The sequence below is a fragment of the Pseudomonas soli genome, from assembly GCF_900110655.1.
In the GTDB taxonomy this organism is placed as follows: domain Bacteria; phylum Pseudomonadota; class Gammaproteobacteria; order Pseudomonadales; family Pseudomonadaceae; genus Aquipseudomonas; species Aquipseudomonas soli.
This window is the reverse complement of record NZ_FOEQ01000001.1, coordinates 238,544-261,427: the sequence shown is the minus strand read 5'-3', so window position 1 is coordinate 261,427 and position 22,884 is coordinate 238,544. Positions and strand designations below refer to the sequence as shown.

Annotated in this window: 21 protein-coding genes; 15 read left to right on the top strand and 6 right to left on the bottom strand. The window is 64.1% G+C overall.

Going from position 1 to position 22,884, the window contains the following annotated elements; translation table 11 throughout:
- Positions 1-64: 64 nt before the first annotated feature.
- The 3 genes from BMY03_RS01175 (at position 65) to def (ending at position 1,903) form a co-directional block, all read left to right on the top strand.
- On the top strand, positions 65-244 hold the full coding sequence (locus BMY03_RS01175; protein ID WP_023629533.1) for a CsbD family protein: 180 nt from the start codon (positions 65-67) through the stop codon (positions 242-244).
- Positions 245-410: 166 nt separating this feature from the next.
- A complete protein-coding gene (locus BMY03_RS01170; protein ID WP_023629532.1) occupies positions 411-1,367 on the top strand; it encodes a YihY/virulence factor BrkB family protein in 957 nt (318 codons plus the stop codon).
- Positions 1,367-1,903 (top strand): peptide deformylase, encoded by a 537-nt coding sequence (gene def, locus BMY03_RS01165; protein WP_094010037.1) that lies wholly within the window; start codon positions 1,367-1,369, stop codon positions 1,901-1,903. The genes BMY03_RS01170 and def overlap by 1 nt, the downstream gene beginning before the upstream one ends.
- Here def and BMY03_RS01160 read toward each other — a convergent pair.
- Positions 1,900-2,307 (bottom strand): GNAT family N-acetyltransferase, encoded by a 408-nt coding sequence (locus BMY03_RS01160; protein WP_177182872.1) that lies wholly within the window; start codon positions 2,305-2,307, stop codon positions 1,900-1,902. The two genes, def and BMY03_RS01160, sit on opposite strands and share 4 nt — an antisense overlap.
- Positions 2,308-2,570: 263 nt before the next feature.
- Here BMY03_RS01160 and BMY03_RS01155 point away from each other — a divergent pair, with 263 nt between their 5' ends.
- Positions 2,571-2,828 (top strand): DUF2790 domain-containing protein, encoded by a 258-nt coding sequence (locus tag BMY03_RS01155; RefSeq protein ID WP_023629531.1) that lies wholly within the window; start codon positions 2,571-2,573, stop codon positions 2,826-2,828.
- A gap of 63 nt (positions 2,829-2,891) precedes the next feature.
- Here BMY03_RS01155 and BMY03_RS01150 read toward each other — a convergent pair whose 3' ends face one another.
- On the bottom strand, positions 2,892-4,259 hold the full coding sequence (locus BMY03_RS01150) for an aminotransferase-like domain-containing protein (protein WP_237750130.1): 1,368 nt from the start codon (positions 4,257-4,259) through the stop codon (positions 2,892-2,894).
- A gap of 76 nt (positions 4,260-4,335) precedes the next feature.
- Here BMY03_RS01150 and BMY03_RS01145 point away from each other — a divergent pair, with 76 nt between their 5' ends.
- The 7 genes from BMY03_RS01145 (at position 4,336) to BMY03_RS01115 (ending at position 8,883) form a co-directional block, all read left to right on the top strand.
- A complete protein-coding gene (locus tag BMY03_RS01145; protein ID WP_038705616.1) occupies positions 4,336-5,304 on the top strand; it encodes a threonine dehydratase in 969 nt (322 codons plus the stop codon).
- A 44-nt stretch (positions 5,305-5,348) separates the two neighbouring features.
- Positions 5,349-5,603, top strand: a complete 255-nt coding sequence (locus BMY03_RS01140; RefSeq protein ID WP_094010036.1) for a type II toxin-antitoxin system HicA family toxin — start codon at positions 5,349-5,351, stop codon at positions 5,601-5,603.
- On the top strand, positions 5,600-5,932 hold the full coding sequence (locus BMY03_RS01135) for a type II toxin-antitoxin system HicB family antitoxin (RefSeq protein ID WP_023631069.1): 333 nt from the start codon (positions 5,600-5,602) through the stop codon (positions 5,930-5,932). Before BMY03_RS01140 ends, BMY03_RS01135 begins: the two co-directional genes overlap by 4 nt.
- Before the next feature lie 74 nt (positions 5,933-6,006).
- Positions 6,007-6,648 carry a LysE family translocator gene (locus BMY03_RS01130; protein ID WP_094010035.1) on the top strand — a complete coding sequence of 214 codons (642 nt, stop codon included), beginning with the start codon at positions 6,007-6,009 and terminating at the stop codon, positions 6,646-6,648.
- A gap of 133 nt (positions 6,649-6,781) precedes the next feature.
- A complete protein-coding gene (locus BMY03_RS01125) occupies positions 6,782-7,207 on the top strand; it encodes a YybH family protein (RefSeq protein ID WP_023631071.1) in 426 nt (141 codons plus the stop codon).
- A 46-nt stretch (positions 7,208-7,253) separates the two neighbouring features.
- The gene (locus BMY03_RS01120; RefSeq protein ID WP_023631072.1) at positions 7,254-7,598 is read left to right on the top strand and encodes a YciI family protein; all 345 of its coding nucleotides are present in this window, start codon (positions 7,254-7,256) and stop codon (positions 7,596-7,598) included.
- Positions 7,599-7,644: 46 nt separating this feature from the next.
- Positions 7,645-8,883 carry an RNA polymerase sigma factor gene (locus BMY03_RS01115; protein ID WP_038705617.1) on the top strand — a complete coding sequence of 413 codons (1,239 nt, stop codon included), beginning with the start codon at positions 7,645-7,647 and terminating at the stop codon, positions 8,881-8,883.
- Positions 8,884-8,921: 38 nt separating this feature from the next.
- On the opposite strand, the gene BMY03_RS01110 is transcribed toward BMY03_RS01115, so the two are convergent.
- The gene (locus BMY03_RS01110) at positions 8,922-9,392 is read right to left on the bottom strand and encodes a MaoC family dehydratase (RefSeq protein WP_023631542.1); all 471 of its coding nucleotides are present in this window, start codon (positions 9,390-9,392) and stop codon (positions 8,922-8,924) included.
- A 34-nt stretch (positions 9,393-9,426) separates the two neighbouring features.
- Positions 9,427-10,371: an alpha/beta hydrolase gene (locus tag BMY03_RS01105; protein ID WP_094010034.1), complete on the bottom strand. Its 945-nt coding sequence runs from the start codon at positions 10,369-10,371 to the stop codon at positions 9,427-9,429.
- A 201-nt stretch (positions 10,372-10,572) separates the two neighbouring features.
- On the opposite strand from BMY03_RS01105, the gene fadD2 reads away from it, so the two are divergent.
- Both fadD2 and fadD1 read left to right on the top strand, forming a co-directional pair.
- On the top strand, positions 10,573-12,261 hold the full coding sequence (fadD2, locus tag BMY03_RS01100; protein ID WP_094010033.1) for a long-chain-fatty-acid--CoA ligase FadD2: 1,689 nt from the start codon (positions 10,573-10,575) through the stop codon (positions 12,259-12,261).
- A 355-nt stretch (positions 12,262-12,616) separates the two neighbouring features.
- Positions 12,617-14,314, top strand: coding sequence for a long-chain-fatty-acid--CoA ligase FadD1 (gene fadD1 / locus BMY03_RS01095; RefSeq protein WP_094010032.1), 1,698 nt, complete (start codon positions 12,617-12,619; stop codon positions 14,312-14,314).
- 68 nt (positions 14,315-14,382) lie between these two features.
- Here fadD1 and BMY03_RS01090 read toward each other — a convergent pair whose 3' ends face one another.
- On the bottom strand, positions 14,383-15,690 hold the full coding sequence (locus BMY03_RS01090; protein ID WP_094010031.1) for an NAD(P)/FAD-dependent oxidoreductase: 1,308 nt from the start codon (positions 15,688-15,690) through the stop codon (positions 14,383-14,385).
- A gap of 26 nt (positions 15,691-15,716) precedes the next feature.
- Positions 15,717-17,081, bottom strand: a complete 1,365-nt coding sequence (locus BMY03_RS01085) for a glutamine synthetase family protein (RefSeq protein ID WP_094010030.1) — start codon at positions 17,079-17,081, stop codon at positions 15,717-15,719.
- A 468-nt stretch (positions 17,082-17,549) separates the two neighbouring features.
- Here BMY03_RS01085 and hrpA point away from each other — a divergent pair, with 468 nt between their 5' ends.
- Both hrpA and BMY03_RS01075 read left to right on the top strand, forming a co-directional pair.
- Entirely contained in the window at positions 17,550-21,455 is a 3,906-nt protein-coding gene (gene hrpA, locus BMY03_RS01080) for an ATP-dependent RNA helicase HrpA (protein WP_094010029.1), read from the top strand.
- A 217-nt stretch (positions 21,456-21,672) separates the two neighbouring features.
- The gene (locus BMY03_RS01075; protein WP_094010028.1) at positions 21,673-22,794 is read left to right on the top strand and encodes a beta-ketoacyl-ACP synthase III; all 1,122 of its coding nucleotides are present in this window, start codon (positions 21,673-21,675) and stop codon (positions 22,792-22,794) included.
- The last annotated feature ends 90 nt before the right edge of the window (positions 22,795-22,884 follow it).

Sequence of the window (22,884 nt, the reverse complement as noted above, 5' to 3'; positions counted from 1 at the left end):
AATGGCCTTGGGTCGATCAGATGTCGACACGATTTCCCGTGTCTTTCCCCCGAGGAGACATCCCATGAGTGGCACCAAGGACAAAGCGAAGGGCCTGGCCAACGAGGCCGTGGGTAACATCAAGCAGGGCGTCGGCAAGGTGACCGACAATGACAAGCTGCGCGCCGAGGGCAAGGCCCAGGAACTGAAAGGCGAGGCGCAACAGGCCGTGGGCAAGGTCAAGGATGCCGTGAAGAAACCTTGATCGCCGCAGCCTGGCCGCGGGGCAAGCCCGCTCCCGCAAGATGGGGGCGGGCTTGCCCCGCGCTTGCTTTGGACTGTGCACAAGGTACAAGCGAACAGCACGCCCGCCGCCTGGTCTATTAGACTTGCAGCATTGCCATTCCGATCAAGCGGCGAAAGGAGACGCTATGATTTTCCCCGACCTGCGCGGCCTGCCCCTGCACCGCGTGTTGGTGCGCACCGTCAAGGAGTTCCTCGATGACGAGATGTCCACCTATGCCTCCGCGCTGGCCTACCAGATGCTGTTCTCGCTGTTCCCCTTCCTGCTGTTCCTGATCGCCCTGATCGGTTTCCTGCATCTCCCGGACTTCTTCTCCTGGCTGCGCCTGCAGTCGGAACTGGTGCTGCCGCCCCAGGCCCTGGAGCAGGTCAACCCGGTGATCGACCAGTTGCAGCAGTCTAAGGGCGGGCTGCTGTCGGTGGGTATCGTGATTGCCTTGTGGACTGCCTCGGCGGGCGTGCGCCTGATGATGAGCGCGATGAACGCGGCCTACGACGTGCCCGAGGGGCGGCCGGTGTGGAAGCGCATTCCGCTGTCGGTCATCTATACCGTCGGCATCGCCGGCATGCTTCTGGCCGCGGCGGCGCTGATGGTGCTGGGGCCGCAGGTAATGGAGTGGATCGCTTCCCAGGTCGGGCTGGAGGAGGCGGTCGTCATCGTCTGGACCATCCTGCGCTGGCCGGCGATCATCATTCTGATGATGGTGGCGGTGGCGCTGATCTACTACGTGATGCCCGACGTGAAGCAGAAATTCCGTTTCATCACCCCAGGTTCGGTGCTGGCGGTGGTGGTGTGGATCGTCGCCTCGCTGGGCTTTGCCTACTACGTGAAGACCTTTGCCGACTACAACGCCATGTATGGCAGTATCGGGGCGATCATCGTGCTGTTGCTGTACTTCTACATCTCCGCTGCAGTGCTGCTGCTGGGCGCCGAGATGAACGCGGTGATCGAGCACATGTCGGCCGAGGGCAAGAACCCCGGCGAAAAGGAATTCGAGGAGGACAACCCGCAACAGAGCATCACCGTGCTCGGCCATGAGCACCCGGTGACATCCGAACCCCAGACCCGCGAGCCGAATACCTGATGATCCGCGACATTCTCAAGATGGGCGATGAACGCCTGCTGCGCATCGCCCCGCCGGTTCCCGAGCACATGATCGGCAGCCCGGAGCTTGCGCAACTGATCGACGACATGTTCGAGACCATGGCCCATGTCGGCGGTGTCGGCCTGGCCGCGCCGCAGATCGGCATCGACCTGCAACTGGTGATCTTCGGCTTCGAGCGCAGCGAGCGTTACCCGGACGCCGAGCCGGTGCCACGGACCATTCTGCTCAACCCAGTGATCACGCCGCTGGCCCCGGAGGTCGAGGACGGCTGGGAGGGTTGCCTGTCGGTGCCCGGCCTACGTGGCGTGGTGCCGCGCTACAAGCACATCAGCTATTCGGGCATCGATCCGCAGGGCAACCCGATCAACCGCTTTGCCGACGGCTTCCATGCCCGGGTGGTGCAGCATGAGTGCGACCACCTGATTGGCCGTTTGTATCCTTCGCGCATCCAGGACTTCAGCAAGTTCGGCTATACCGAGGTGCTGTTCCCCGGGCTCGACGTGGCCGACGACTAACCCCGCCTCATCGCCAGCAGCGCCTTGCTGCGCTGGTAGCGGGCCAGGCGTGAGGCCAGGGCCTCGGGCAGGGTGGTTGTCGGTGTGAAGGCCAAGCGTTGGTAGAAGGGCGCCAAATCCGGGTGGCAGAACAGCCAGGTCGCAGCGTTGCTTTCGGCCAGCGCCGCGTCAATCAGCCGGGATGCGATCTGCTGGCCGCGCCACTGCGGGGCAACGAACAGGCCGGTCAGCCAGTGATCGCCACCGATGGGCGTCAGGTTCATCCCACCGATTATTTCTGCGGTACGCGCCACCCATTGCTCGCCTTCACCGGCGGCGCGCATGCGCGAGCCGTGCTGGCGGTAGAAATGGTCCAGCAGGCGGCGCTGGGTTGGGGGAAGGCGAGTGCAGGTCAGAGGGAGCATGCTTGGTTCACGCGGTGTGGCAATCTCAGGCAGGAATTCATCGGTGCTTTGTCGCAGATTGTTGCAAATGCGGCAAGGGTGAATGTCCGACTCCGGGGTTCAACTATTTCAGGCGGGGAGTAGACTTTCACTCATCCCCCCGGCAGTACGATAAAGCGGGATCGGTACTTCGTGTCATCTTCGCAGTCGATGACAACTTCTCCGGGCCATTGACGGCGTCAGAAGTCACGCGATCAGCTTGATAGCCATCAAGGTCGACACCCATGAAAGCCTTACTGATTCTTGCATTGGTCGGTATGTCCCCGTTCGCCTTTGCGGACCAGGCCAAGACCGCAGACACCCAGCCCGTGGTCGAGCAGTACGACTATTCCACCAACCTCGACATCAAGCGCGTGATCAGCCTGTCGACGATCCCCAACGTCTGCGAAGTGGTGCCCGCCACCATGACCTACGAGGATCATCAAGGGCAGGTCCATACCCTCCAGTACCGTGCATTGGGTGAGGGTTGCCGGCTGAATTGAGCCGCGTGGCCGAGACAAGGTTCGTGGGAACGGGCTTGCCCCGCGATGGCGTTCAGCTGAGTATCACGTGCAATCGCGGCTCAAGCCCGCTCCCACCAGTTCCAGTCCTTGCTTCAACTGTGCCCGGCTGTGCGCCGCCGACAGGCTGATCCGCACGGCCCTGACGCTGTCGGTGCCTACCGCGAAGACGCTGGCCGGCACGATCTCCACCCCGTGTTCCCGACACCGCGCAACCAGCGCCTGGGCGTCTCCAGGCGTGGCCAGCCAGATGTGCGGCGACGGCACGCCCTCGGCGGGCAGCGCCTCGCCCAGCACCGCCCGCGCCAGGCGCCAGCGTTCGCCCAGTTCCTCCCGTTGCCAGGCCAGCCGCCGTGCGGCGGTGCCATCCGCGATCCATTGGCAGGCGATGCGCAGGTTCAGCGGCGACACCGACCAGTGGGTGGCCTGGGCATAGGGGTCGATCTGCTCCAGCAATGCTGGCCGGGCCACGATCCAGCCCAGGCGCAAGCCGGCGGCGACGGTCTTGGACAGGCTGCTGATCAGCACGCCACGGCCTTCGAGCAAGGGGTAGAGGGGTGGCCGGTCGGTCAAGGCGCCATACACGTCATCCTCGATGACCAGCAGTTGGTGGCGCCTGGCGACTTGCGCCAGCGCCAGGCGCCGGGCCTCGCCCATGCACGCGGCGGTCGGGTTGTGCAGGGTAGGGGTGGTGACCAATACCCGCGCGCCGCTCGCGCGGACCACACGGTCCAGTTCTTCCGGAAGCAGGCCTTGCTCATCCAGGGCCACGCCGTGCACGGGCAGGCGCAACTGGCGACAGGCCGCCTTGATGCCCGGGGCGGTCAACGCCTCGACCATCACTGGCTCGCCCGCCTGGCACAACGACTGCAACACCAGGGTCAGCGCCTGCTGGGCGCCCCCGCAAAGCAGCACGTCCTCTGGCGCCAGGTCCAGACCGCGGTTGCCCAGCCAGCGCGCCCCCTCGATCCGCCCCAGCAGCAACTGCTCGGGCCCCAGGTAATGGTCGAGCAAGGCGGTATCGCCCTGTTCGAGCAGCCTGCGCAGGCTGTGCTCGAGGTCGAGATTGCAGGGATCGGCCACCGGCACATTGGTCGACAGATCGATCACTGGGTGCTGGCGGCTGGGTTGCTTGAGGCGAAACAGCGTCGCTTCCTTGCTGCTGGCCAGCACATAGGTACCGCGTCCCACCTCCCCGGACACCAGGTGCCGCGCGGCTGCTTCTCGGTAGGCCTGCTGCGTGGTGCTCGGGTTCAGGCCCAGCGCCCAGGCGAGGCGGCGTTGCGGGGGCAGGCGTTCACCGACCTTCAGTTCACCCTGTTCGATGGCGTTGGCGATGGCCTCGACCAGTGCCTGGTAGCGCGGCTGGTCGTTGGCCGGGAGGCTCGGAATCCACACGAAATTGCTACCCATGCAATATTTATTTGGATCCATACAATGCCCGGCGCTTAGGATCGGTTCAACCCCATACCGATGAAGGACGTTCGCCATGTTCGACTTGCCCGCCCTGCGCGAAGCCGCCGCTTTCGTTCACCAGCACGTGCCGCCGACCCCACAGCACGCCTGGCCGCTGCTGGCCGAGCGGCTGGGTTGCCAGCTGTGGGTCAAGCACGAGAACCATGCGCCCACGGGGGCCTTCAAGGTGCGCGGCGGGCTGGTCTATGTCCGCTCGCTGTTGGCTAGTGGCGCAGTCCCCCGTGGCCTGGTTACCGCCACGCGCGGCAATCACGGCCAGAGCATGGCCCTGGCGGCGCGCCAGGCTGGTTTGCCGCTGGTGATCGTGGTGCCGGAGGGCAATTCACGGGAGAAGAACGCAGCCATGCGCGCCCTGGGCGCGGAGCTGGTGGAGCATGGCGTGGACTTCGACGTGGCCCGGGAAGAGGCGGCGCGCCTGGCCGATGCGCGGGGCTTTGCCATGGTTCCCTCGTTCCATCCGGAACTGGTGCGTGGCGTGGCCACCTACGCCCTGGAGCTGTTCGAGGCGGTGACCGACCTGGATTGCGTGTACGTGCCGATCGGCATGGGGTCGGGCATCTGTGGGCTGATCCAGGCGCGCAACCTGCTTGGGTTGTCCACTGAAATCGTCGGCGTGGTATCCACTGCGGCAGACGCTTATGCCCAGAGTTTCGAGCTGGGGCGCATCGTCACCACCGCCAGCGCCGATACCTTCGCCGACGGCATGGCCTGCCGCGTGCCGCATCCCGACGCCTTTGCCCTGGTACGCGAGCATGCTGCACGCATCGTGCGGGTGAGCGACGAGGCGATCGCCGAAGCCATGCGCCTCTACCACGAAACCACCCACAACACCGCCGAAGGTGCCGGCGCCGCCGCCCTGGCTGCACTGATGCAGGAGCGTGGGCGTCAGGCGGGCAAGCGGGTGGCGGTGGTTCTCAGTGGCGCGAACGTGGATCGCGGGCGCTATGCGCAGGTGTTGATGGGGACGAAAGATCCTGTATGAAAGTGTCGAAAGGAAGTGCTATCTTTATTTGATAGCATTTTCCGATGAACACTCGATATCGCAAGATTCTGGACAGCATCTTCAGAGCCCCGACCACACCCACATTGCCGTTCGCCGAAATCGAGGCTCTGGTGCTGCATCTTGGCGGCCAGGTGCTGGAACGGCAGGGTTCCAGGGTCAAGATGCTGTTGGGCGAGCAGTGCTGGCGCTGCTACCGCCCCCATCCTGGCAAGGACGCCAGGCGATATCAGATAGAAGAGGCCCGCGAGTTCCTGCTGCGGGCGGGAGTCCGACCATGAGCTGCATGCGATACAAAGGGTATGCCGCCCGCATCGAGTACGACGCGCGTGACGATATTTTCGTCGGCCGCGTGCTCGGCCTGCGGGACATCATCAGCTTCCACGCCAGCGCCGTGCCTGCGTTGCACGAGGCGTTCCGTGAGGCACTCGACGACTACCTGGCCGATTGCGCCGAACAGGGCGTCACTCCCGAAAAACCGGCCTCGGGCAAGGTCATGTTGCGCATCCGCCCAGAAGTGCACGCTGCCGCCAGCCTTGCCGCCAGGGTAGCCGGCAAGAGCCTGAACCAATGGGCCGACGAGGTCTTCGAGCAGGCGGCGATGGCCTGACCTGCAAATTCCTCCTGTACCGCCAGGGGGCATTCAGGTTCAATCGCTGACTTTCGTCCGCAGTCGAGCCTGCCATGCCCTTTTCCAATGGTTTCCTCCTCAGCCTGTCCCTGTGCCTGGACATCGGCTTGGCCAACATCGCCATGATTACCCTGGCCATGCAGCGGGGGTTTCTTCAGGGCTTCTGGCTTGGGCTGGGGACCTGCGTCGGCGATCTCATCTACGCCATTGCGGCCCTGGCCGGCATGACCGTTTTGCTGCAGTTCGAAAGCGTGCGTTGGACGTTGTGGCTGGGGGGCTCCGCGTTATTGGCGTGGTTCGCGGTGAAGATGCTGCTGGCGGCGTGGCGCGGCGGGCACCTGGAGTCGCGTGGCCAGGTAGTGGTCGAATCAGGCTGGCGTGAGTTCCTGCGCGGGATCTTCCTGGCCATGTCATCGCCCAGCGCGATTCTCTGGTTTGCCGCAGTCGGCGGCGTGCTGATCTCCCGCTCCGGCGCCGGCAGCGCGCTGGATGCGGGCCTGTTCCTCGGTGGCTTCTTTGCCGCCGGGCTGCTCTGGTGTGTCTCGTTGTGCGGTATCGCCAGTCATGGCGGGCGACTGCTTGGCGATCGCCTGCTGACTTGGTCGTACCTGTTGTCGGCGGCGATCTTCTGCTATTTCGCCGGTTACGTGGTGCTTTCCGGTTACCGCGAATTCATCCTGGCAGTACCGGTCTGATTATTCTGGAGATTCTGTGCTGCTGACTTTTTTCTCATCGGGTTGTCGATTCTCCATTTTCCCGTTCGACCATGGGTGAAGGCGCCGGAATGCACCGGCGCCAATCATTGTTGAACGCTGGGAGGAAGCACCGATGAACAGCGCAGCCGAAACTGAACTTCGTCAATTGATCGAACAGTGGATGCAGGCCGTGCGCGAGCGCGACGTGGACCGTATCGTGGCACCCTATGCCGACGACATTCTCGCCTTCGATGCCATCCAGGCCCTGCAATTCAAGGGCAAGGCCGCCTACCGTGCACACTGGGAAATGTGCATGGGCATGTGCACGGGGCCGATGGTCTTCGAACTGGCAGAGCTGAAGGTATACGCCGACGGCGACCTGGCCCTGGCCCATTGGCTCAACCGCTGTGGCCCGGGCGACGACGAAAGCCAGTGCGGTTTCATGCGCGCCACGGTCGGCTATCGGCGCAGCGGCGGTCAATGGCAAGTGATCCACGAGCATTGGTCGGCGCCGTTCGACATGGAAACGCAAAAAGCCTTGTTCGACCTCAAGCCCTGATACCGCTCATCGCCCACCGCACCGAGCCGACCTGCTGGAGACGATCATGAAATACCTGTGCCTGGTCTATTGTGATGAAGCGCTGTTGCACAGCCTGCCCGACAGCCCCGAAGACGCCGAATGCATGGCCTACGCCGAATCCATCCAGGGCAGCGGGCGCATGCTCGCCGCCGAGGCGCTCAAGCCTGTGCAAACGGCCACCACGGTACGTGTACGCGCCGGTCGCATGAGCCTGACCGATGGGCCGTTCGCCGAGACCAAGGAGCAACTGGCCGGTTTCTACCTGGTCGACGCCCGTGACCTCAACGAGGCGCTGAACATCGCCAAGGGCATCCCGGCAGCCCGGGTGGGCAGCGTCGAGGTTCGGCCGGTGCGTGAACTGCAGCCCTGACGCAACGGGAGAAAAGCCGCATGAGTCACCAGGGAAAGCCCGATTGATGGTGGGGGAAGCGCAAGTCCGCCAGGAGGTGGAGGCTGTCTACCGCCGTGATTCGCGGCGGATCCTGGCGACCCTCATCCGCCTGCTGGGGGACTTCGACCTGGCCGAGGAGGCCATGCACGATGCCTTCTTCATTGCCGTGCAGCGCTGGCAGCGCGATGGTATCCCCGACAATCCGCGGGCCTGGCTGGTGTCTGTCGGCCGCTTCAAGGCCATCGATGCGCTGCGCCGAAGTGCCCGTTTCGACCGCTCCCAGGCCGACCTGATCATGTTGCTCGAACGCGAAGCCGACGATCCGGGCGAGCAGACGTTGCTGGCCGATGACCGTCTGCGGCTGATCTTTACCTGCTGCCACCCGGCACTGGCCTCTGACGCCCAGGTACCGCTGACCCTGCGCGAGGTGTGTGACCTGACCACCGAGCAGATCGCCCGTGCCTTCCTGCAAAGCCCGGCCACCATCGCCCAGCGCATCGTGCGTGCCAAGGCCAAGATCCGCGATGCGAAGATTCCCTATCAGGTGCCGGAGCTGAGCGAGCTGCCCGAGCGCCTGGAAAGCGTGCTGCGGGTCATCTACCTGGTGTTCAACGAAGGCTATTCGGCCTCGGCGGGCGAAGATGTCACCACCCGCGAGCTGACCGATGAGGCGATCCGCCTGGGGCGCCTTGTGGCCCAGTTGCTGCCCGATGCCGAAGTGCATGGCCTGCTGGCGCTGATGCTGCTGCAGGCATCGCGGCAGAGGGCGCGCAGCACCGCCGATGGCGAGCTGGTGCTGCTGGATGAGCAGGATCGCAGCCTGTGGGATCGCGGGCAGATCGATGAGGGCAGCCAGCTGGTCCAGCAGGCATTGCGCAGTCGCGACTTCGGGCCGTATACCGTGCAGGCGGCCATAGCCGCGGTGCATGCCGAAGCGCCTTGCGCCGAGGCCACGGATTGGGACGAGATCATCGGCCTGTACGATGTGCTGCAGCGCCACTGGCCATCAGCGGTGGTGGAGCTGAATCGGGCGGCGGCGCTGGCCAGGCGGGACGGCGCGCAGGTGGGGTTGCAGGCGGTGGAGGCAATCCTGCAGCGCGGCGAGCTGGGTGATTATCACCTGGCCCATGCCGCGCGCGCCGAACTGCACCGGCAGCTGGGCAACCTCGATCAGGCCCGGGATGCCTGGCAGCAAGCGCTGACGCTCACCCGCCAGGGGCCGGAACGGCGGCATATCGAACGGCGGTTACGCGAACTGGGCTGAGCTATCGCCAGCGTGCCCGCGATGGCCAGCTAGGTGAATCAGCTGGCGACAAAGTTCGGCGGGCTGACCAGCTCGACCGTCTGCTGCTTGCGCGGCGCGAGGATCTCGGCCTCGCCACTGACGACAAGCTCATCGTTCTGGTTGTACACATTGGTGGCGATGCGCACCTTGAACTTGGGCAGCTTCTCGAGAATTTCCAGGCGCACGGTCAGCTCATCGCCGATCTTCACCGGCTTCTGGAAGCTCATCTGCTGGCCCAGGTAGATGGTGCCCGGGCCAGGCAGGGTGCAGGCGACAGCTGCGCTGATCAACGCGCCACTGAACATGCCATGGGCGATGCGCTCGCGGAACATGCTCTTGGCGGCGAATTCGGCGTCCAGGTGCACCGGGTTGTGGTCACCGGACATGGCGGCGAACAGCTGGATGTCGCGCTCTTCGACAGACTTCTTGTACTCAGCTTTCTGGCCGACTTCGAGGGCTTCGTAAGGGGTGTTGGTGACCTGGGTCATCGAGGCTTCCTTGTGGGGCGGGCGAGGTGGCCGATCATTCACTGCGGGCAGGGCGGCCAAGGGCCAGCGCCTGCTCCAGCCAGCCGATGATCTCGGCGGTGACCTCGTCGCGATGGGTTTCGTTGAGCACTTCGTGGCGTGCGCCGGGGTAGATGCGCAACTGTACATGACGGTTGCCGGTCGCGCGCAGGGCGTCGGCCAGATGGGTGAGACGCTTGCCGGCACTCACCGGATCACATTCGCCGCCGATCACCAGGATGGGCAGGTTCGGGTCGATCTGCCCGAGATGCCTGGGCTGGCTGATCTGCGCCAGCCCCTGCAGCAGGTCGAGCCACAGCTGGTTGCTGCAACGAAAGCCGCACAAGGGGTCGGCGATGTACTTGTCCACTTCCTCGGCATCGCGGCTGAGCCAGTCAAATGCCGTGCGGTTGGGTTTGAAAGCCTTGTTGAACGAGCCGAACGACAGCCAGTCGATCAGCGCGCTCTTGCCCAGGGGGCCTTGGCGCCAGGCTTCGAAGCGGGCGATCAGGCGCGCGGCCCGGTACAGTGCCACCGGCTGGAAGTTCGAGCCGCTGAGGATCGCGCCTTGCAGGCTGGCGCTGTGGTGGAGCAGGTAGGCCTGGGCGATGTAGCTGCCCATGCTGTGGCCGAACAGGAATAGCGGGGTGCCCGGGAACTGCTGGCCGACGTGCTGGGCCAATAGCCCAAGGTCGTTGACTACGGCATTCCAGCCATTATGGCGGGCGAACAGGCCCAGGCTCCCCAGCTCGGCGGTACGTCCATGTCCGCGCAGGTCGGGGGCGAGGAGTCCGTAGCCGGCAGCGTTGAGCGCATGCCCCAGGCGCTGGTAGCGCCCGGCATGTTCTGCCATGCCGTGGGCCAGCAACACCACGGCCTTGAGCGGTGTGGAGGGCAGCCATTGATGAACATGGAGGCTGCAATGCTCGCTGGCGGGGAGCCAGAAGGCGTCATGGGGCATGGCGGATCCTTGCGCGCGGAGGTTCGCCAACAGTGTATGCGCAAAGCGCCCGATTGCAGGAAGGGCAGAAAAGAGATTCACAATGTTAATGGCGGCACTTGGCGTATTTGCCACCCTCGACAGAGCTGCTAACGTCGGCTGAACACCTTTTTGCCATCAGGCGATCAGGTCAGGGACGTCCCGGTAGAGGAACAACAATAAATGCAAGCCGATTTCTGGAACGACAAGCGCCCGGCGGGCGTGCCTTCCACCATTGACATGAATGCCTATACGTCAGTCGTCGACGTTTTCGAGCGCTCCTGCAAGCGCTTCGCCGACCGGCCGGCATACAGCAACCTCGGCGTCACCCTGAGCTACGCGGACCTCGACCGTTACTCGGCGGCCTTCGCCGGCTGGTTGCAGCAGCACACCGACCTGGTGCCGGGCGACCGCATCGCGGTGCAGATGCCCAACGTTCTGCAATACCCGATAGCCGTTTTCGGCGCCTTGCGCGCCGGGCTGGTGGTGGTCAACACCAACCCGTTGTACACCGAGCGCGAGATGCGCCACCAGTTCAAGGACTCCGGCGCTCGCGCGCTGGTGTACCTGAACATGTTTGGCAAGCGCGTTCAGGAGGTGCTGCCCGACACCGGCATCGAGTACCTGATCGAAGCGAAGATGGGCGACTTGCTGCCGACGGCCAAGGGCTGGCTGATCAACACCGTGGTCGACAAGCTGAAGAAAATGGTGCCGGCCTACCATTTGCCCCAGGCGGTGTCGTTCAAGCACGTCCTGCGCCAGGGGCAACGTCTCGGTCACCAGGCGGTGGCGCAGACACTCGACGATGTCGCGGTGCTGCAGTACACCGGCGGGACCACGGGCCTGGCCAAGGGGGCCATGCTCACCCATGGCAATCTGGTGGCCAACATGCTTCAGGTACTGGCCTGTTTCGGCCAGCACGGGCCAGATGGCCAGCCGCTGATCAAGCAAGGGCAGGAGGTGATGATCGCGCCGCTGCCGCTTTACCACATCTACGCGTTTACCGCGAACTGCATGTGCATGATGGTGACCGGCAACCACAATGTGCTGATCACCAACCCCCGCGACATTCCGGGGTTCATCAAGGAACTGGGCAAGTGGCGGTTCTCGGCGTTGGTAGGCCTGAATACGCTGTTCGTCGCCCTTATGGATAACCCGGGGTTCAAAACGCTGGATTTCTCTGCACTGAAAATCACCAATTCTGGCGGCACCGCCCTGGTCAAGGCCACCGCCGAGCGCTGGGAGGCGCTCACGGGTTGCCGCATCGTTGAAGGCTATGGGCTGACCGAGACCTCGCCGGCGGCCAGCACCAACCCCTATGGCCAACTGGCGCGCCTTGGAACGGTGGGGATTCCGGTGCCTGGCACCGCGTTCAAGGTGATCGACGACGACGGCCTTGAGCAACCTTTGGGTGAGCGCGGCGAACTGTGTATCAAAGGCCCGCAAGTGATGAAGGGCTATTGGCGGCAGCCTGGGGCCACCGATGAGGTGCTGGATGGGGAGGGCTGGCTGAAGACCGGCGACATCGCGGTCATTGACCCAGATGGTTATACCCGGATCGTCGACCGCAAGAAGGACATGATCATCGTCTCGGGCTTCAACGTGTATCCCAACGAGATCGAGGATGTGGTGATGGGGCATCCGCAAGTGGCCAGCTGCGCGGTGATCGGCGTGCCGGATGAGCGTACTGGCGAAGCGGTGAAGTTGTTTGTGGTATCGCGCGCGGGCGGGGTGAGCGTGGACGAGCTGAAGGCATTCTGCAAAGCCAACTTCACCGGCTACAAGGTGCCCAAGCACATTGTATTGCGCGAGTCGCTGCCGATGACCCCGGTGGGCAAGATCCTGCGTCGGGAATTGCGGGACATCGCCTGAAAGTAAGAGCGGCGGTGTGCCGTGTGACTTGTCCCGCGATTGTGTCAGCCTGGACGACAGTTTCCCACAGAGTCGACGCCATCGCAGGTCAGGTTCACTTCCACAGACCCCTCTAGGTCAGGGCTTTCAGGCGGATTTGCGACATTTCGTATAATTACTCTAAAAATGACCTGAAGTTTTCATTGAGTCATTTTTGTGACCTGTCGGCCCATTTCGGCCTCTAGGCGACCCCTTTCAAAGCTGTTACTCTCGGCGCGCTTTCAGAGGATCCGGTTTGCAATGAGCCGGCCTCTCATATCAATAATAAGCGCATCGTCGCGTACCGAATTCGCTGTTGCTGAAGGAGCGGGCTTCCATGATCGAACATTTTTGGAAGGATAAGTACCCAGCCGGGGTCACGGCGGACATCAATCCTGACGAGTTCCCCAATATCCAGGCGGTACTCAAGCAATCCTGCCAACGCTTTGCCGACAAACCTGCCTTTAGCAACTTGGGCAAGACCATCACCTACGGCGAGCTGTATACCTTGTCCGGCGCCTTTGCCGCCTGGCTGCAGCAGCACACCGACCTGAAACCGGGTGACCGCATCGCGGTCCAGTTGCCCAACGTCCTGCAGTACCCTGTCGCTGTCTTCGGCGCCATGCGTGCCGGGCTGATCGTGGTCAATACCAACCCGCTGTACACCGCGCGTGAGCTGGAGCACCAATTCAACGACTCCGGCGCCAAGGCACTGGTGTGTCTGGCCAACATGGCGCATCTGGCTGAAAAGGTGGTGCCCAAGACCCAAGTCAAACACGTCATTGTCACCGAAGTGGCCGACCTGTTGCCACCGCTCAAGCGCCTGTTGATCAACAGCGTGATCAAGTACGTGAAGAAAATGGTGCCGGCCTACCACCTGCCGGGCGCGGTGCGCTTCAATGACGCGCTGGCGCTAGGCAAGGGCGGCGCTGTCACCGAGGCCAACCCGCAGCCCGGCGACGTTGCTGTGCTGCAGTACACCGGCGGTACCACTGGCGTGGCCAAAGGCGCGATGCTCACCCATCGCAATCTGGTGGCCAACATGCTGCAGTGCCGTGCGCTGATGGGCTCGAACCTGCACGAAGGTTGCGAGATCCTCATCACTCCGCTGCCGCTTTACCACATCTATGCCTTCACCTTCCATTGCATGGCCATGATGCTGATCGGCAACCACAACGTGCTGATCAGCAACCCGCGTGACCTGCCGGCAATGGTCAAGGAGCTGGGCAAGTGGAAGTTCAGCGGCTTTATCGGCCTTAACACGCTGTTTGTCGCCCTGTGTAACAACGAGGCTTTCCGCAACCTCGATTTCTCGGCGCTGAAGATCACACTGTCCGGTGGCATGGCGCTGCAGATGAGCGTGGCCGAACGCTGGAAGGCGGTGACGGGTTGTGCCATCTGCGAAGGTTACGGTATGACCGAGACAAGCCCGGTGGCGGCGGTCAATCCGATCTCGGCCAACCAGGTGGGCACCATCGGTATCCCGGTGCCGTCGACCCTGTGCAAGATCATCGACGACAACGGCCAGGAACTGCCCTTGGGTGAGGTGGGCGAGCTGTGCATCAAGGGGCCACAGGTGATGAAGGGTTACTGGCAGCGTGAAGATGCCACCGCCGAGATCATCGACGGCAATGGTTGGCTTAAAACCGGTGACATTGCCTTGATCCAGCCAGATGGCTACATGCGCATCGTCGATCGCAAGAAGGACATGATCCTGGTATCCGGCTTCAACGTGTATCCCAACGAACTCGAAGACGTGCTCGCCACGCTGCCGGGTGTGTTGCAGTGCGCGGCCATCGGTGTGCCGGACGAGAAGTCCGGCGAGGTGATCAAGGTATTCATCGTGGTCAAACCTGGCATGATGCTGACCAAGGAACAGGTCATGGAGCATATGCGCGCCAACGTCACCGGCTACAAGGTGCCCAAGGCCATCGAGTTCCGCGATGCGCTGCCGACCACCAACGTCGGCAAGATCCTGCGCCGCGAGCTGCGTGACGAAGAGCTGAAAAAGCAGGGCCTGAAAAAGATCGCCTGATCTGCAGCCTGCTTTGGGATTGGAATGTGGGAGCGGCGCACCGCCGCTCCCGTTTTGCGTTATGAAGCTCAGCGCAGTTTTTCCAGCATCTGGTAGTACCACATTCCTGCCGCCAGCAGCGGATTGCCCAGCAAGTCACCCATCGGCACCTTGATGTGCCTGCATGCCGCGAAGGTATCGAACTTCTCCAGCGTCCCGGTCAAGGCCTCGGCCATGATCTCGCCCATGATGTGGCTGGTGGCGATGCCGTGCCCGGAGTACCCCTGGCAGTACCAGACGTTGTCCGACAGCTTGCCCAGTTGCGGGATACGGTTGACCACGATGCCCATGGCGCAGCTCCACTGGAACTCGATCGGCACGCCCTTGAGCGCCGGGAAGGTGCGCTCGATGCATGGGCGCAGCTCGCCCTCGATGTCTCGCGAATCGCGCCCGGAGTAGTTGGCGCCGCCGCCGAACAGCAGGCGTTTGTCGGCGGTCAGGCGGTAGTAGTCGAGGACGAAGCGGCAGTCGTACACGGCCAGATCCTGCGGGTTGAGCTGGTCGGCCAGGTCACCCAGTGGCGCGGTGGTGACGATGCCGCCCATGGCCGGGAAGATCTTGCCCTTCAGCTGGCGTTTTTCCAGTTTGTGGTAGACGTCGCCGGCCAGCATCACCTGTCGTGCCTCGATGCGCCCGCTGGCGGTAACCACGGCCGGGCGGGGGCCGTGGATGATCTCCAGCACTTCGGAATTCTCGAACACCAGCGCGCCGAGGCCATGGGCGGCGCGGGCCTCGCCCAGGCACAGGTTGAGCGGATGCAGGTGCAGGTTGCGGCGGTTCTTCAACGCGCCGAGGTACAGCGGGCTTTGCAGGTGCTGCTGCATGGCCTCGCGGTCGAGCAATTGCACCAGGTCGCCCATGCCGCGGCGTTGGGCTTCGGCCTCGAAGGCGCGCAGTTCGGTCATGTGCGACGGTTTCATCGCCGCGTGCAGGTGGCCGTGCTTGAGGTCGCACTGGATGCCGTAGCGCTCGACCCGCTGTTCGATGATCTGGTGGCCGCGCCAGCGCAGGTGCCAGATGAAGTCGTCCACCTCGGCGCCCAGGCGGTCGCGCATCTGCGTGCGCATGGCCTCGTCGCCCGACAGGCTGCCGGTGACCTGGCCACCGTTGCGCCCGCTGGCGCCCCAGCCGATGCGGTTGGTCTCGACGATGGCTACCTTCAGGCCACGCTCGGCCAGCTCCACCGCAGTGGCCACGCCGGTGAAGCCGCCGCCGATGATCGCCACGTCGACCTGCACCGTGCCTTTGAGCGTGGGGTATTCGGTTGCATCATTGAGGGTGGCGCTGTAGTAGGACGGCGCGCGCTGGGCCGGCCTGTTGTTCAGTGCTGCGTTCATGGGTGTTCCTTGTTGTAGTTCGTCTGTCAGGCCTGATGCAGGTACCAGCGCCAGTCCTGTTCGCCGACTTCGGCCATGAACTGGCGGTACTCGGCACGCTTGACCTTCAGGTACACGCCGAGGAAGGCCTCGCCCAGCGCCTCCCTGGCCCAGGCCGACTGTTCCAGGGCTTCCAGGGCAGTCAGCCAGTCGGTGGGCAGGTACTCGCTGGCCTGGGCATAGCCGTTGCCTTCGACCGGCGCGCCGGGATCGAGCTGTTCGCGGATGCCCTGGTGCGCGGCAGCAAGTATCGCGGCGGCGGCCAGGTAGGGGTTGGCGTCAGCGCCGCAGATGCGGTGTTCCACATGTCGGCTGTTGGCCGGGCCGCCGGGCACGCGCAGGCTGACGGTGCGGTTGTCCACACCCCAGGTCGGTGCCAGCGGGGCATAGCTGTTGGCCTGGAAGCGGCGGAATGAGTTGGCGTTGGGGCAGAACAGCAGCAACGACTCATGCAGGTGACGCAGCATGCCAGCCACCGCTTGGCGCAACAGTGGGGTGCCAGCCTTGTCTTCGCTGGCGAACAGGTTGTTGCCAGCGGCGTCCGCCAGGCTCAGGTGCATGTGCATGCCGGTGCCGGCCAGTTGGGTGAACGGCTTGGCCATGAAGCAGGCCTGCATGCCGTGGGCGTTGGCGATGCCTTTGACCAGGCGTTTATAGCGCACGGCCTGATCCATCGCCTGGAGCGCATCGCCGTGCTCCAGTGTGATTTCGACCTGGCCGGGGGCGTACTCGGAGATCGCCGTGCGGGCCGGGATACCCTGTGCCTTGCAGGCGGCATAGAGGTCGGCAAGAAACGGTTCGATCTGCTCGAGTTCGCGCAGGCCGTAGACCTGGGTCTCGCGCGGACGGCCGCCGTCGCTGTCCAGCGCCGGCTGCGGGCGGCCCTGGGCGTCGCGCTGCTGGTCGAGCAGGTAGAACTCCAGCTCGCAGGCCATCACCGGGTGATAACCCTCGGCCTTGAGGGCGTCGATCACCCGCAGCAGCACATGACGCGGATCCGCCACGCTGGCCGGCAGGCCTTCGCTGGGGTGCATGCTGACCTGCACGGCGGCGGTCGGCACCCGGCGCCAGGGCAGGCGCACCAGGCTGCCCTCCAGCGGGTAGGCGCGGCAGTCGATGTCGCCGACGTCCCAGACCAGACCGGAGTTTTCCACGTCGTCGCCATTGAGGGTCAGGCCGAGGATGGTGCTGGGCAGCGGGCGGCCGCTGTCGAACACCGCCAGCAGTTCCTCGCGATGCAGCAGCTTGCCACGGGGTACGCCGTTGGCGTCGAGGATGAACAGTTCGATCAGGTCGATATCGGGGTTGTCGGCCAGGAAACGCCTGGCTTGCTCGGCAGGGGCAAAGTGCATGGTGGATTCGCTCTGAGGCACGCAGGACCGCCGCGCAGGTGGGCGGTCAGGCTGAGTCAATCGGCCAGTGGTGGCCGGGTAGGGTCAGGGATGCGTGAGCGAAGTGTCCGGTGGGCGCGCGTGGCGGCAGTGCCACAGGGCCCAGAAGGCGAGGATGATGTGCACCAGCGGATTTTCGCCGGCACGGACCCTGGCCTTCGGCAGCGAAGGTTGGGGCAGCGGGCGGGCGATCGTCGGGTCGGGAAGCATCGCTCGATACTCACATGGCCGGTAAGGTTGATTAAATCAGTGAATGGCGACGTTCATTCCATTGATTGTTAAACATTCGAGTTGCAGTGCCCAGGGCGGACCTGGCCTGTGTCACAGCCGCAACAGGCAGCATCCCGCTGGCAAATCTGCGACAATCGTGCCCCTTACGCCTGCCGATCATGAAAGAGCAGCACTCGCCTGCATCATTAAAAAAGTCCCATGACAGACCACGCCATCGACCAACTGCTGAAGAACCTCGACCACGCCATGATCGCCGACCGCCATCGGTTGCGCCGGCAATTGCACGAGCTGCGCAAGCGTCCCGATGAGGGCAAGCTCGCGCAGTGGGTGGAAAAGGTCCAGGCCTCTTGCGCCCAGGTCACCGCGCGCCAGCAGAGCGTGCCGAGCATTCGCTACGACGACAATCTGCCCATCGCCGCCAAGCGCGACGAGATCAAAAAGGCCTTGGCCGAGCACCAGGTGCTGGTGATCGCTGGCGAGACCGGCTCGGGCAAGACCACCCAGTTGCCGAAGATCTGCCTGGAGCTGGGTCGCGGCAGCCATGGCCTGATCGCTCACACCCAGCCTCGGCGGATTGCCGCGCGCAGCGTGGCGGCGCGGGTCGCCGAGGAGCTGGGCACGCCGTTGGGGGCGCTGGTGGGCTACCAGGTGCGCTTCGAGGACCAGAGCGATTCGAACACCCTGGTCAAGCTGATGACCGACGGTATCCTGCTGGCCGAGACCCAGCACGACCGTTTCCTCGAACGCTACGACACGATCATCGTCGACGAGGCTCACGAGCGCAGCCTGAACATCGACTTCCTGCTCGGCTACCTCAAGACCCTGCTGCATCGCCGTCCGGAACTGAAGCTGATCATCACCTCGGCGACCATCGATCTGGAGCGTTTCTCCAAGCACTTCGACGGCGCGCCGATCATCGAGGTGTCCGGCCGTACCTACCCGGTGGAAACCTGGTACCGCCCGCTGACCAGCGAGCAGGACGAGGAGGGCAACCAGGTCGAGGAAGACCTCTCGGTCGACCAGGCGATCCTCGCCAGCCTCGACGAGATTGCCCAGTACGAGCGCAGCCAGGGCAAGGGCCCAGGCGATGTGCTGGTGTTCCTGCCCGGCGAGCGCGAGATCCGCGACGCCGCCGAGATCCTGCGCAAGGCGCAGTTGCGCCACACCGAGATACTGCCGCTGTATGCGCGGCTGTCGCCGGCCGAGCAGCAGCGGATCTTCCAGTCCCACAGCGGCCGGCGCGTGGTGCTGGCGACCAACGTCGCGGAAACCTCGTTGACGGTGCCGGGCATCCGCTACGTGATCGACAGCGGCACCGCCCGCATCAGCCGCTACAGCTACCGCGCCAAGGTCCAGCGCCTGCCGATCGAAGCCGTTTCGCAGGCCAGCGCCAACCAGCGTAAAGGCCGCTGCGGCCGGGTCGAGCCGGGCATCTGCATCCGCCTGTACAGCGAGGATGACTTCAACGGCCGGCCGGCATTCACCGATCCCGAGATCCTGCGCACCAACCTGGCGGCGGTGATCCTGCAGATGCTGCACCTGCGCCTGGGCGCCATCGACGCCTTCCCGTTCATCGAACCGCCGGATGGCAAGGCCATCAGCGACGGCTTCAACCTGCTGCAGGAACTGTCGGCGGTCAACCGCGAGAACCAGCTGACACCGCTGGGCCGCCAGCTGGCGCGTCTGCCGATCGACCCTCGTATGGGTCGCATGCTGCTCGAAGGTGCCCGCCAGGGCAGCCTGCAGGAAGTGCTGATCGTCGCCAGCGCACTGTCGGTGCAGGACCCGCGCGAACGCCCACCGGAGCGCCAGCAGGCCGCCGACCAGGCCCATGCCCAGTGGAAGGATGTCGACTCCGACTTCGCCGCGCTGGTCAACCTGTGGCGCGGTTTCGAGGAGCAGCGCCAGGCGCTGACCGCCAACCCGCTGCGCAACTGGTGCCGGAAGAACTTCCTCAACTACTTGCGCCTGCGCGAGTGGCGCGACGCCCACCGCCAGCTGGCGCTGATCTGCCGCGACCTGCAACTGACGGTGAACAAGGATGCCTGCGACTACCAGCGCATGCACAAGGCGATTCTCAGCGGCCTGCTCAGCCAGATCGGCCAGAAGACCGAGGAGGGCGATTACCAAGGCGCACGCCAGCGGCGGTTCTGGATTCACCCCTCGTCGGGCATTGGTCGCAAGCGGCCGCAATGGGTGATGGCCGCCGAACTGGTGGAAACCACCAAGCTGTATGCGCGCATGGTGGCCAAGATCGAGCCGGACTGGATCGAGCCGCTGGCCACCCACCTGATCAAGAAGAACCACTTCGAACCGCACTGGGAGAAGAAGCGCGGCCAGGTGGTGGCCTACGAACAGATCACCTTGTACGGGCTGATCCTGGTCGGACGCCGCCCGGTGCATTTCGGTCCCATCGACCCGGTCACCTCTCGTGAGCTTTTCATCCGCGATGGCCTGGTCGGCGGCGAGATACAATCCCGGGCCAAGTGCCTGACGGCCAACAAGCGCCTGCTGGAGCAGCTCGACGAACTGGAGGCCAAGGCCCGTCGGCGCGACATTCTGGCTGACGAAGAAACCCTGTACGCCTTCTATGAAGCGCGCCTGCCCGCGGAGATCCACCAGACCGCGACCTTCGATGCCTGGTACCGGATGACCAGCCAGAAGGACGCCAACCTGCTGATCATGCGCGAGGAGGACGTACTGGCCCGCGAGGCCAGCGAGGTCACCGCAGCGCAGTACCCGGATCACTTGCAGGTGGGCGAACTGCGCCTGTCGCTGAGCTACCACTTCGAACCGAACCATCCACGTGACGGCGTGACCGTGCGGGTGCCGGCGCCGTTGCTGCCCAACCTGCCGGGCGAACGCCTGGAATGGCTGGTGCCGGGCCTGCTCGAGGCCAAGTGCATCGCCCTGGTGCGCAACCTGCCCAAGGCCCTGCGCAAGAACTTCGTGCCGGTGCCGGACTTCGTCAAGGCGGCACTGTCGCGCATGGTCTTCGGCCAGGGCGCGTTGCCCCAGGCACTGGGCCATGAGCTGCTGCGCATGACCGGGGCGCGGGTGTCCGACGAGGCCTGGGCGGAAGCGACCGCGCTGGTGGAGGGCCATCTGCGCATGAACATCGAAGTGGTCGATGCCCAGGGCAAGTTCCTCGGCGAGGGCCGCGACCTGGTCGAACTGACTGCCCGTTTTGCTGCCGCCAGCCAGGCCGCCCTGGCCTTGCCGCGCAACAACAAGGCCGAGCAGCCGGTGCAGGCCAAGGTATTCGAGCAAGTGGCGCAGACCGCCCAGCAGAAGATCGCCGGGCTGTCGATGACCGTGTATCCGGCACTGGTCGAGGACAATGGCACGGTGCGCGAGGGGCGGTTCTCGACCCAGGCCGAGGCCGAGTTCCAGCACCGACGTGCCCTGCAGCGGCTGTTGTTGCAACAGTTGGCCGAGCCGGCCAAGTTCCTGCGCGGCAAGCTCCCGGGCTTGACCGAGCTGGGCTTGCTGTATCGCGAACTGGGCCGGGTCGAGGCACTGGTGGAGGATATCTTGTTGGCCAGTCTCGACAGTTGCGTGCTCGAAGGCGAAGACCCGTTGCCCCGTGATGGCGCCGCCCTGGCCTCGCTGGCCGAACGTAAGCGCGGCAATTGGAGCGAGCATGCCGAACGCCTGGCGCGCCTGACCTTGGAGGTGCTCAAGCTATGGCATGGCTTGCAGAAGCGCTTCAAGGGCAAGATCGACCTGAGCCAGGCGGTGGCACTCAACGATATCAAGCAGCAACTGGCCAACCTGGTGTATCCGGGCTTCGTGCGCGAGACGCCGGGGGCCTGGTTCAAGGAATTGCCGCGGTATCTTAAGGCAGTGGAACTGCGCCTGGAGAAGCTGGGCTCGCAGGTACAGAAGGACCGGGTGTGGAGTGGCGAGCTGGCCAATTGCTGGGCGCAATACCAGGCCCGTGCCGACAAGCATGCCCAGGAAGGCAAGCGCGATGAGCAACTGACCCTGTACCGCTGGCTGCTGGAGGAATACCGGGTTTCGTTGTTCGCCCAGCAGTTGGGGACCAAGGTGCCGGTTTCCGACAAGCGACTGAGCAAGCAGTGGAGTCAGGTGGAAGCCTAACCGTTGCAACTTGTGGCAAACTTGACGGAATTTGGGGCTGCTTTGCGGCCCATCGCTGGCAAGCCAGCTCCCACAGGGTACGCATTGAACTGAGGGAGCTGGCTTGCCAGTGATCGAGGGCCCAACCCTCGTCTTTGAATTGGTACCAAGGTGCCATTATGTTGCCCTTTTCCCGGCCTGCGCCGCATGGCGATGGCCTTTGACCAGAGGAACGACCGTGCACAACGTCGTCATCAGCGGCACCGGCCTGTATACCCCGGCCCAGAGCATTTCCAACGAAGAACTGGTGGAGTCCTTCAACACCTGGGCACAGCGTTTCAACCGTGACAATGCCGCCGCCATCGAGCGTGGCGAAGTCGAGGCGGCGCCGCTGTCCGATGCCGCCTTCATCGAAAAGGCCTCGGGCATCAAGAGCCGCTTCGTCATGGACAAGGCCGGCATCCTCGATCCGCAGCGCATGAAACCGCGCCTGCCGGAGCGTTCCAACGACGAACAGTCGATCCTCTGCGAAATGGGCGTTGCCGCTGCGCGTCAGGCGCTGGAGCGCGCCGGGCGCACTGCCGCCGATGTCGACGGGGTGATCGTCGCCTGCTCCAACCTGCAGCGCCCGTACCCGGCCATCGCCATCGAAGTGCAGCAGGCGCTCGGTATCGAGGGTTTTGCCTTCGACATGAACGTCGCCTGTTCGTCGGCCACCTTCGGCATCCAGACGGCCGCCAACAGCGTGCAGTTGGGCCAGGCCCGCGCGGTGCTGGTGGTCAGCCCGGAAATCTGCACCGGCCACTTGAACTTCCGTGACCGCGACAGCCACTTCATTTTCGGTGACGCCGCCACCGCGGTACTGATCGAACGTGCCGACCTGGCCACCTCGGCGCACCAGTTCGATATCGTCAGCACCAAGCTGTGGACCGCGTTCTCCAACAACATCCGCAACAACTTCGGCTTCCTCAACCGCGCCGCGGAAGAGGGCATCGGCACGCGCGACAAGCTGTTCGTGCAGGAAGGCCGCAAGGTGTTCAAGGAAGTCTGCCCCAAGGTCGCCGAGCTGATCGGCCAGCATCTGGAAGAGAACGGCCAGCAGCCGAGCGACGTCCAGCGTTTCTGGCTGCACCAGGCCAACCTGAGCATGAACCACCTGATCGTCAAGAAACTCCTGGGCCGGGAAGTGGACGAGCAAGAGGCGCCGGTGATCCTCGACCGTTATGCCAACACCAGTTCGGCAGGGTCGGTGATTGCCTTCCACCTGTACCAGGATGACCTGGCCAAGGGGGCGCTGGGTGTGCTGAGCTCGTTCGGCGCGGGTTATTCGATTGGCAGCGTGATCCTGCGCAAGCATTGATGCTTGTCTGACTCGTGGGAGCGGGCTTGCCCCGCGATGGCGTCATCAGCCCTTGCACAGCGGTAGGGTTGATGACGCCATCGCGGGGCA

Excerpts from the sequence above, each read along its gene's own strand:
- BMY03_RS01175 (WP_023629533.1), top strand. The coding sequence starts at position 65 with ATGAGTGGCACCAAGGACAAAGCGAAGGGCCTGGCCAACGAGGCCGTG.
- fadD2 (WP_094010033.1), top strand. The coding sequence starts at position 10,573 with ATGCAAGCCGATTTCTGGAACGACAAGCGCCCGGCGGGCGTGCCTTCC.
- BMY03_RS01105 (WP_094010034.1), bottom strand. The coding sequence starts at position 10,371 with ATGCCCCATGACGCCTTCTGGCTCCCCGCCAGCGAGCATTGCAGCCTC.
- BMY03_RS01150 (WP_237750130.1), bottom strand. The coding sequence starts at position 4,259 with ATGGGTAGCAATTTCGTGTGGATTCCGAGCCTCCCGGCCAACGACCAG.
- BMY03_RS01130 (WP_094010035.1), top strand. The coding sequence starts at position 6,007 with ATGCCCTTTTCCAATGGTTTCCTCCTCAGCCTGTCCCTGTGCCTGGAC.
- BMY03_RS01085 (WP_094010030.1), bottom strand. The coding sequence starts at position 17,081 with ATGCACTTTGCCCCTGCCGAGCAAGCCAGGCGTTTCCTGGCCGACAAC.
- fadD1 (WP_094010032.1), top strand. The coding sequence starts at position 12,617 with ATGATCGAACATTTTTGGAAGGATAAGTACCCAGCCGGGGTCACGGCG.
- hrpA (WP_094010029.1), top strand. The coding sequence starts at position 17,550 with ATGACAGACCACGCCATCGACCAACTGCTGAAGAACCTCGACCACGCC.
- BMY03_RS01135 (WP_023631069.1), top strand. The coding sequence starts at position 5,600 with ATGAGCTGCATGCGATACAAAGGGTATGCCGCCCGCATCGAGTACGAC.
- BMY03_RS01140 (WP_094010036.1), top strand. The coding sequence starts at position 5,349 with ATGAACACTCGATATCGCAAGATTCTGGACAGCATCTTCAGAGCCCCG.
- BMY03_RS01110 (WP_023631542.1), bottom strand. The coding sequence starts at position 9,392 with ATGACCCAGGTCACCAACACCCCTTACGAAGCCCTCGAAGTCGGCCAG.
- BMY03_RS01090 (WP_094010031.1), bottom strand. The coding sequence starts at position 15,690 with ATGAACGCAGCACTGAACAACAGGCCGGCCCAGCGCGCGCCGTCCTAC.
- BMY03_RS01125 (WP_023631071.1), top strand. The coding sequence starts at position 6,782 with ATGAACAGCGCAGCCGAAACTGAACTTCGTCAATTGATCGAACAGTGG.
- BMY03_RS01170 (WP_023629532.1), top strand. The coding sequence starts at position 411 with ATGATTTTCCCCGACCTGCGCGGCCTGCCCCTGCACCGCGTGTTGGTG.
- BMY03_RS01145 (WP_038705616.1), top strand. The coding sequence starts at position 4,336 with ATGTTCGACTTGCCCGCCCTGCGCGAAGCCGCCGCTTTCGTTCACCAG.
- BMY03_RS01115 (WP_038705617.1), top strand. The coding sequence starts at position 7,645 with ATGGTGGGGGAAGCGCAAGTCCGCCAGGAGGTGGAGGCTGTCTACCGC.
- def (WP_094010037.1), top strand. The coding sequence starts at position 1,367 with ATGATCCGCGACATTCTCAAGATGGGCGATGAACGCCTGCTGCGCATC.
- BMY03_RS01120 (WP_023631072.1), top strand. The coding sequence starts at position 7,254 with ATGAAATACCTGTGCCTGGTCTATTGTGATGAAGCGCTGTTGCACAGC.
- BMY03_RS01155 (WP_023629531.1), top strand. The coding sequence starts at position 2,571 with ATGAAAGCCTTACTGATTCTTGCATTGGTCGGTATGTCCCCGTTCGCC.
- BMY03_RS01160 (WP_177182872.1), bottom strand. The coding sequence starts at position 2,307 with ATGCTCCCTCTGACCTGCACTCGCCTTCCCCCAACCCAGCGCCGCCTG.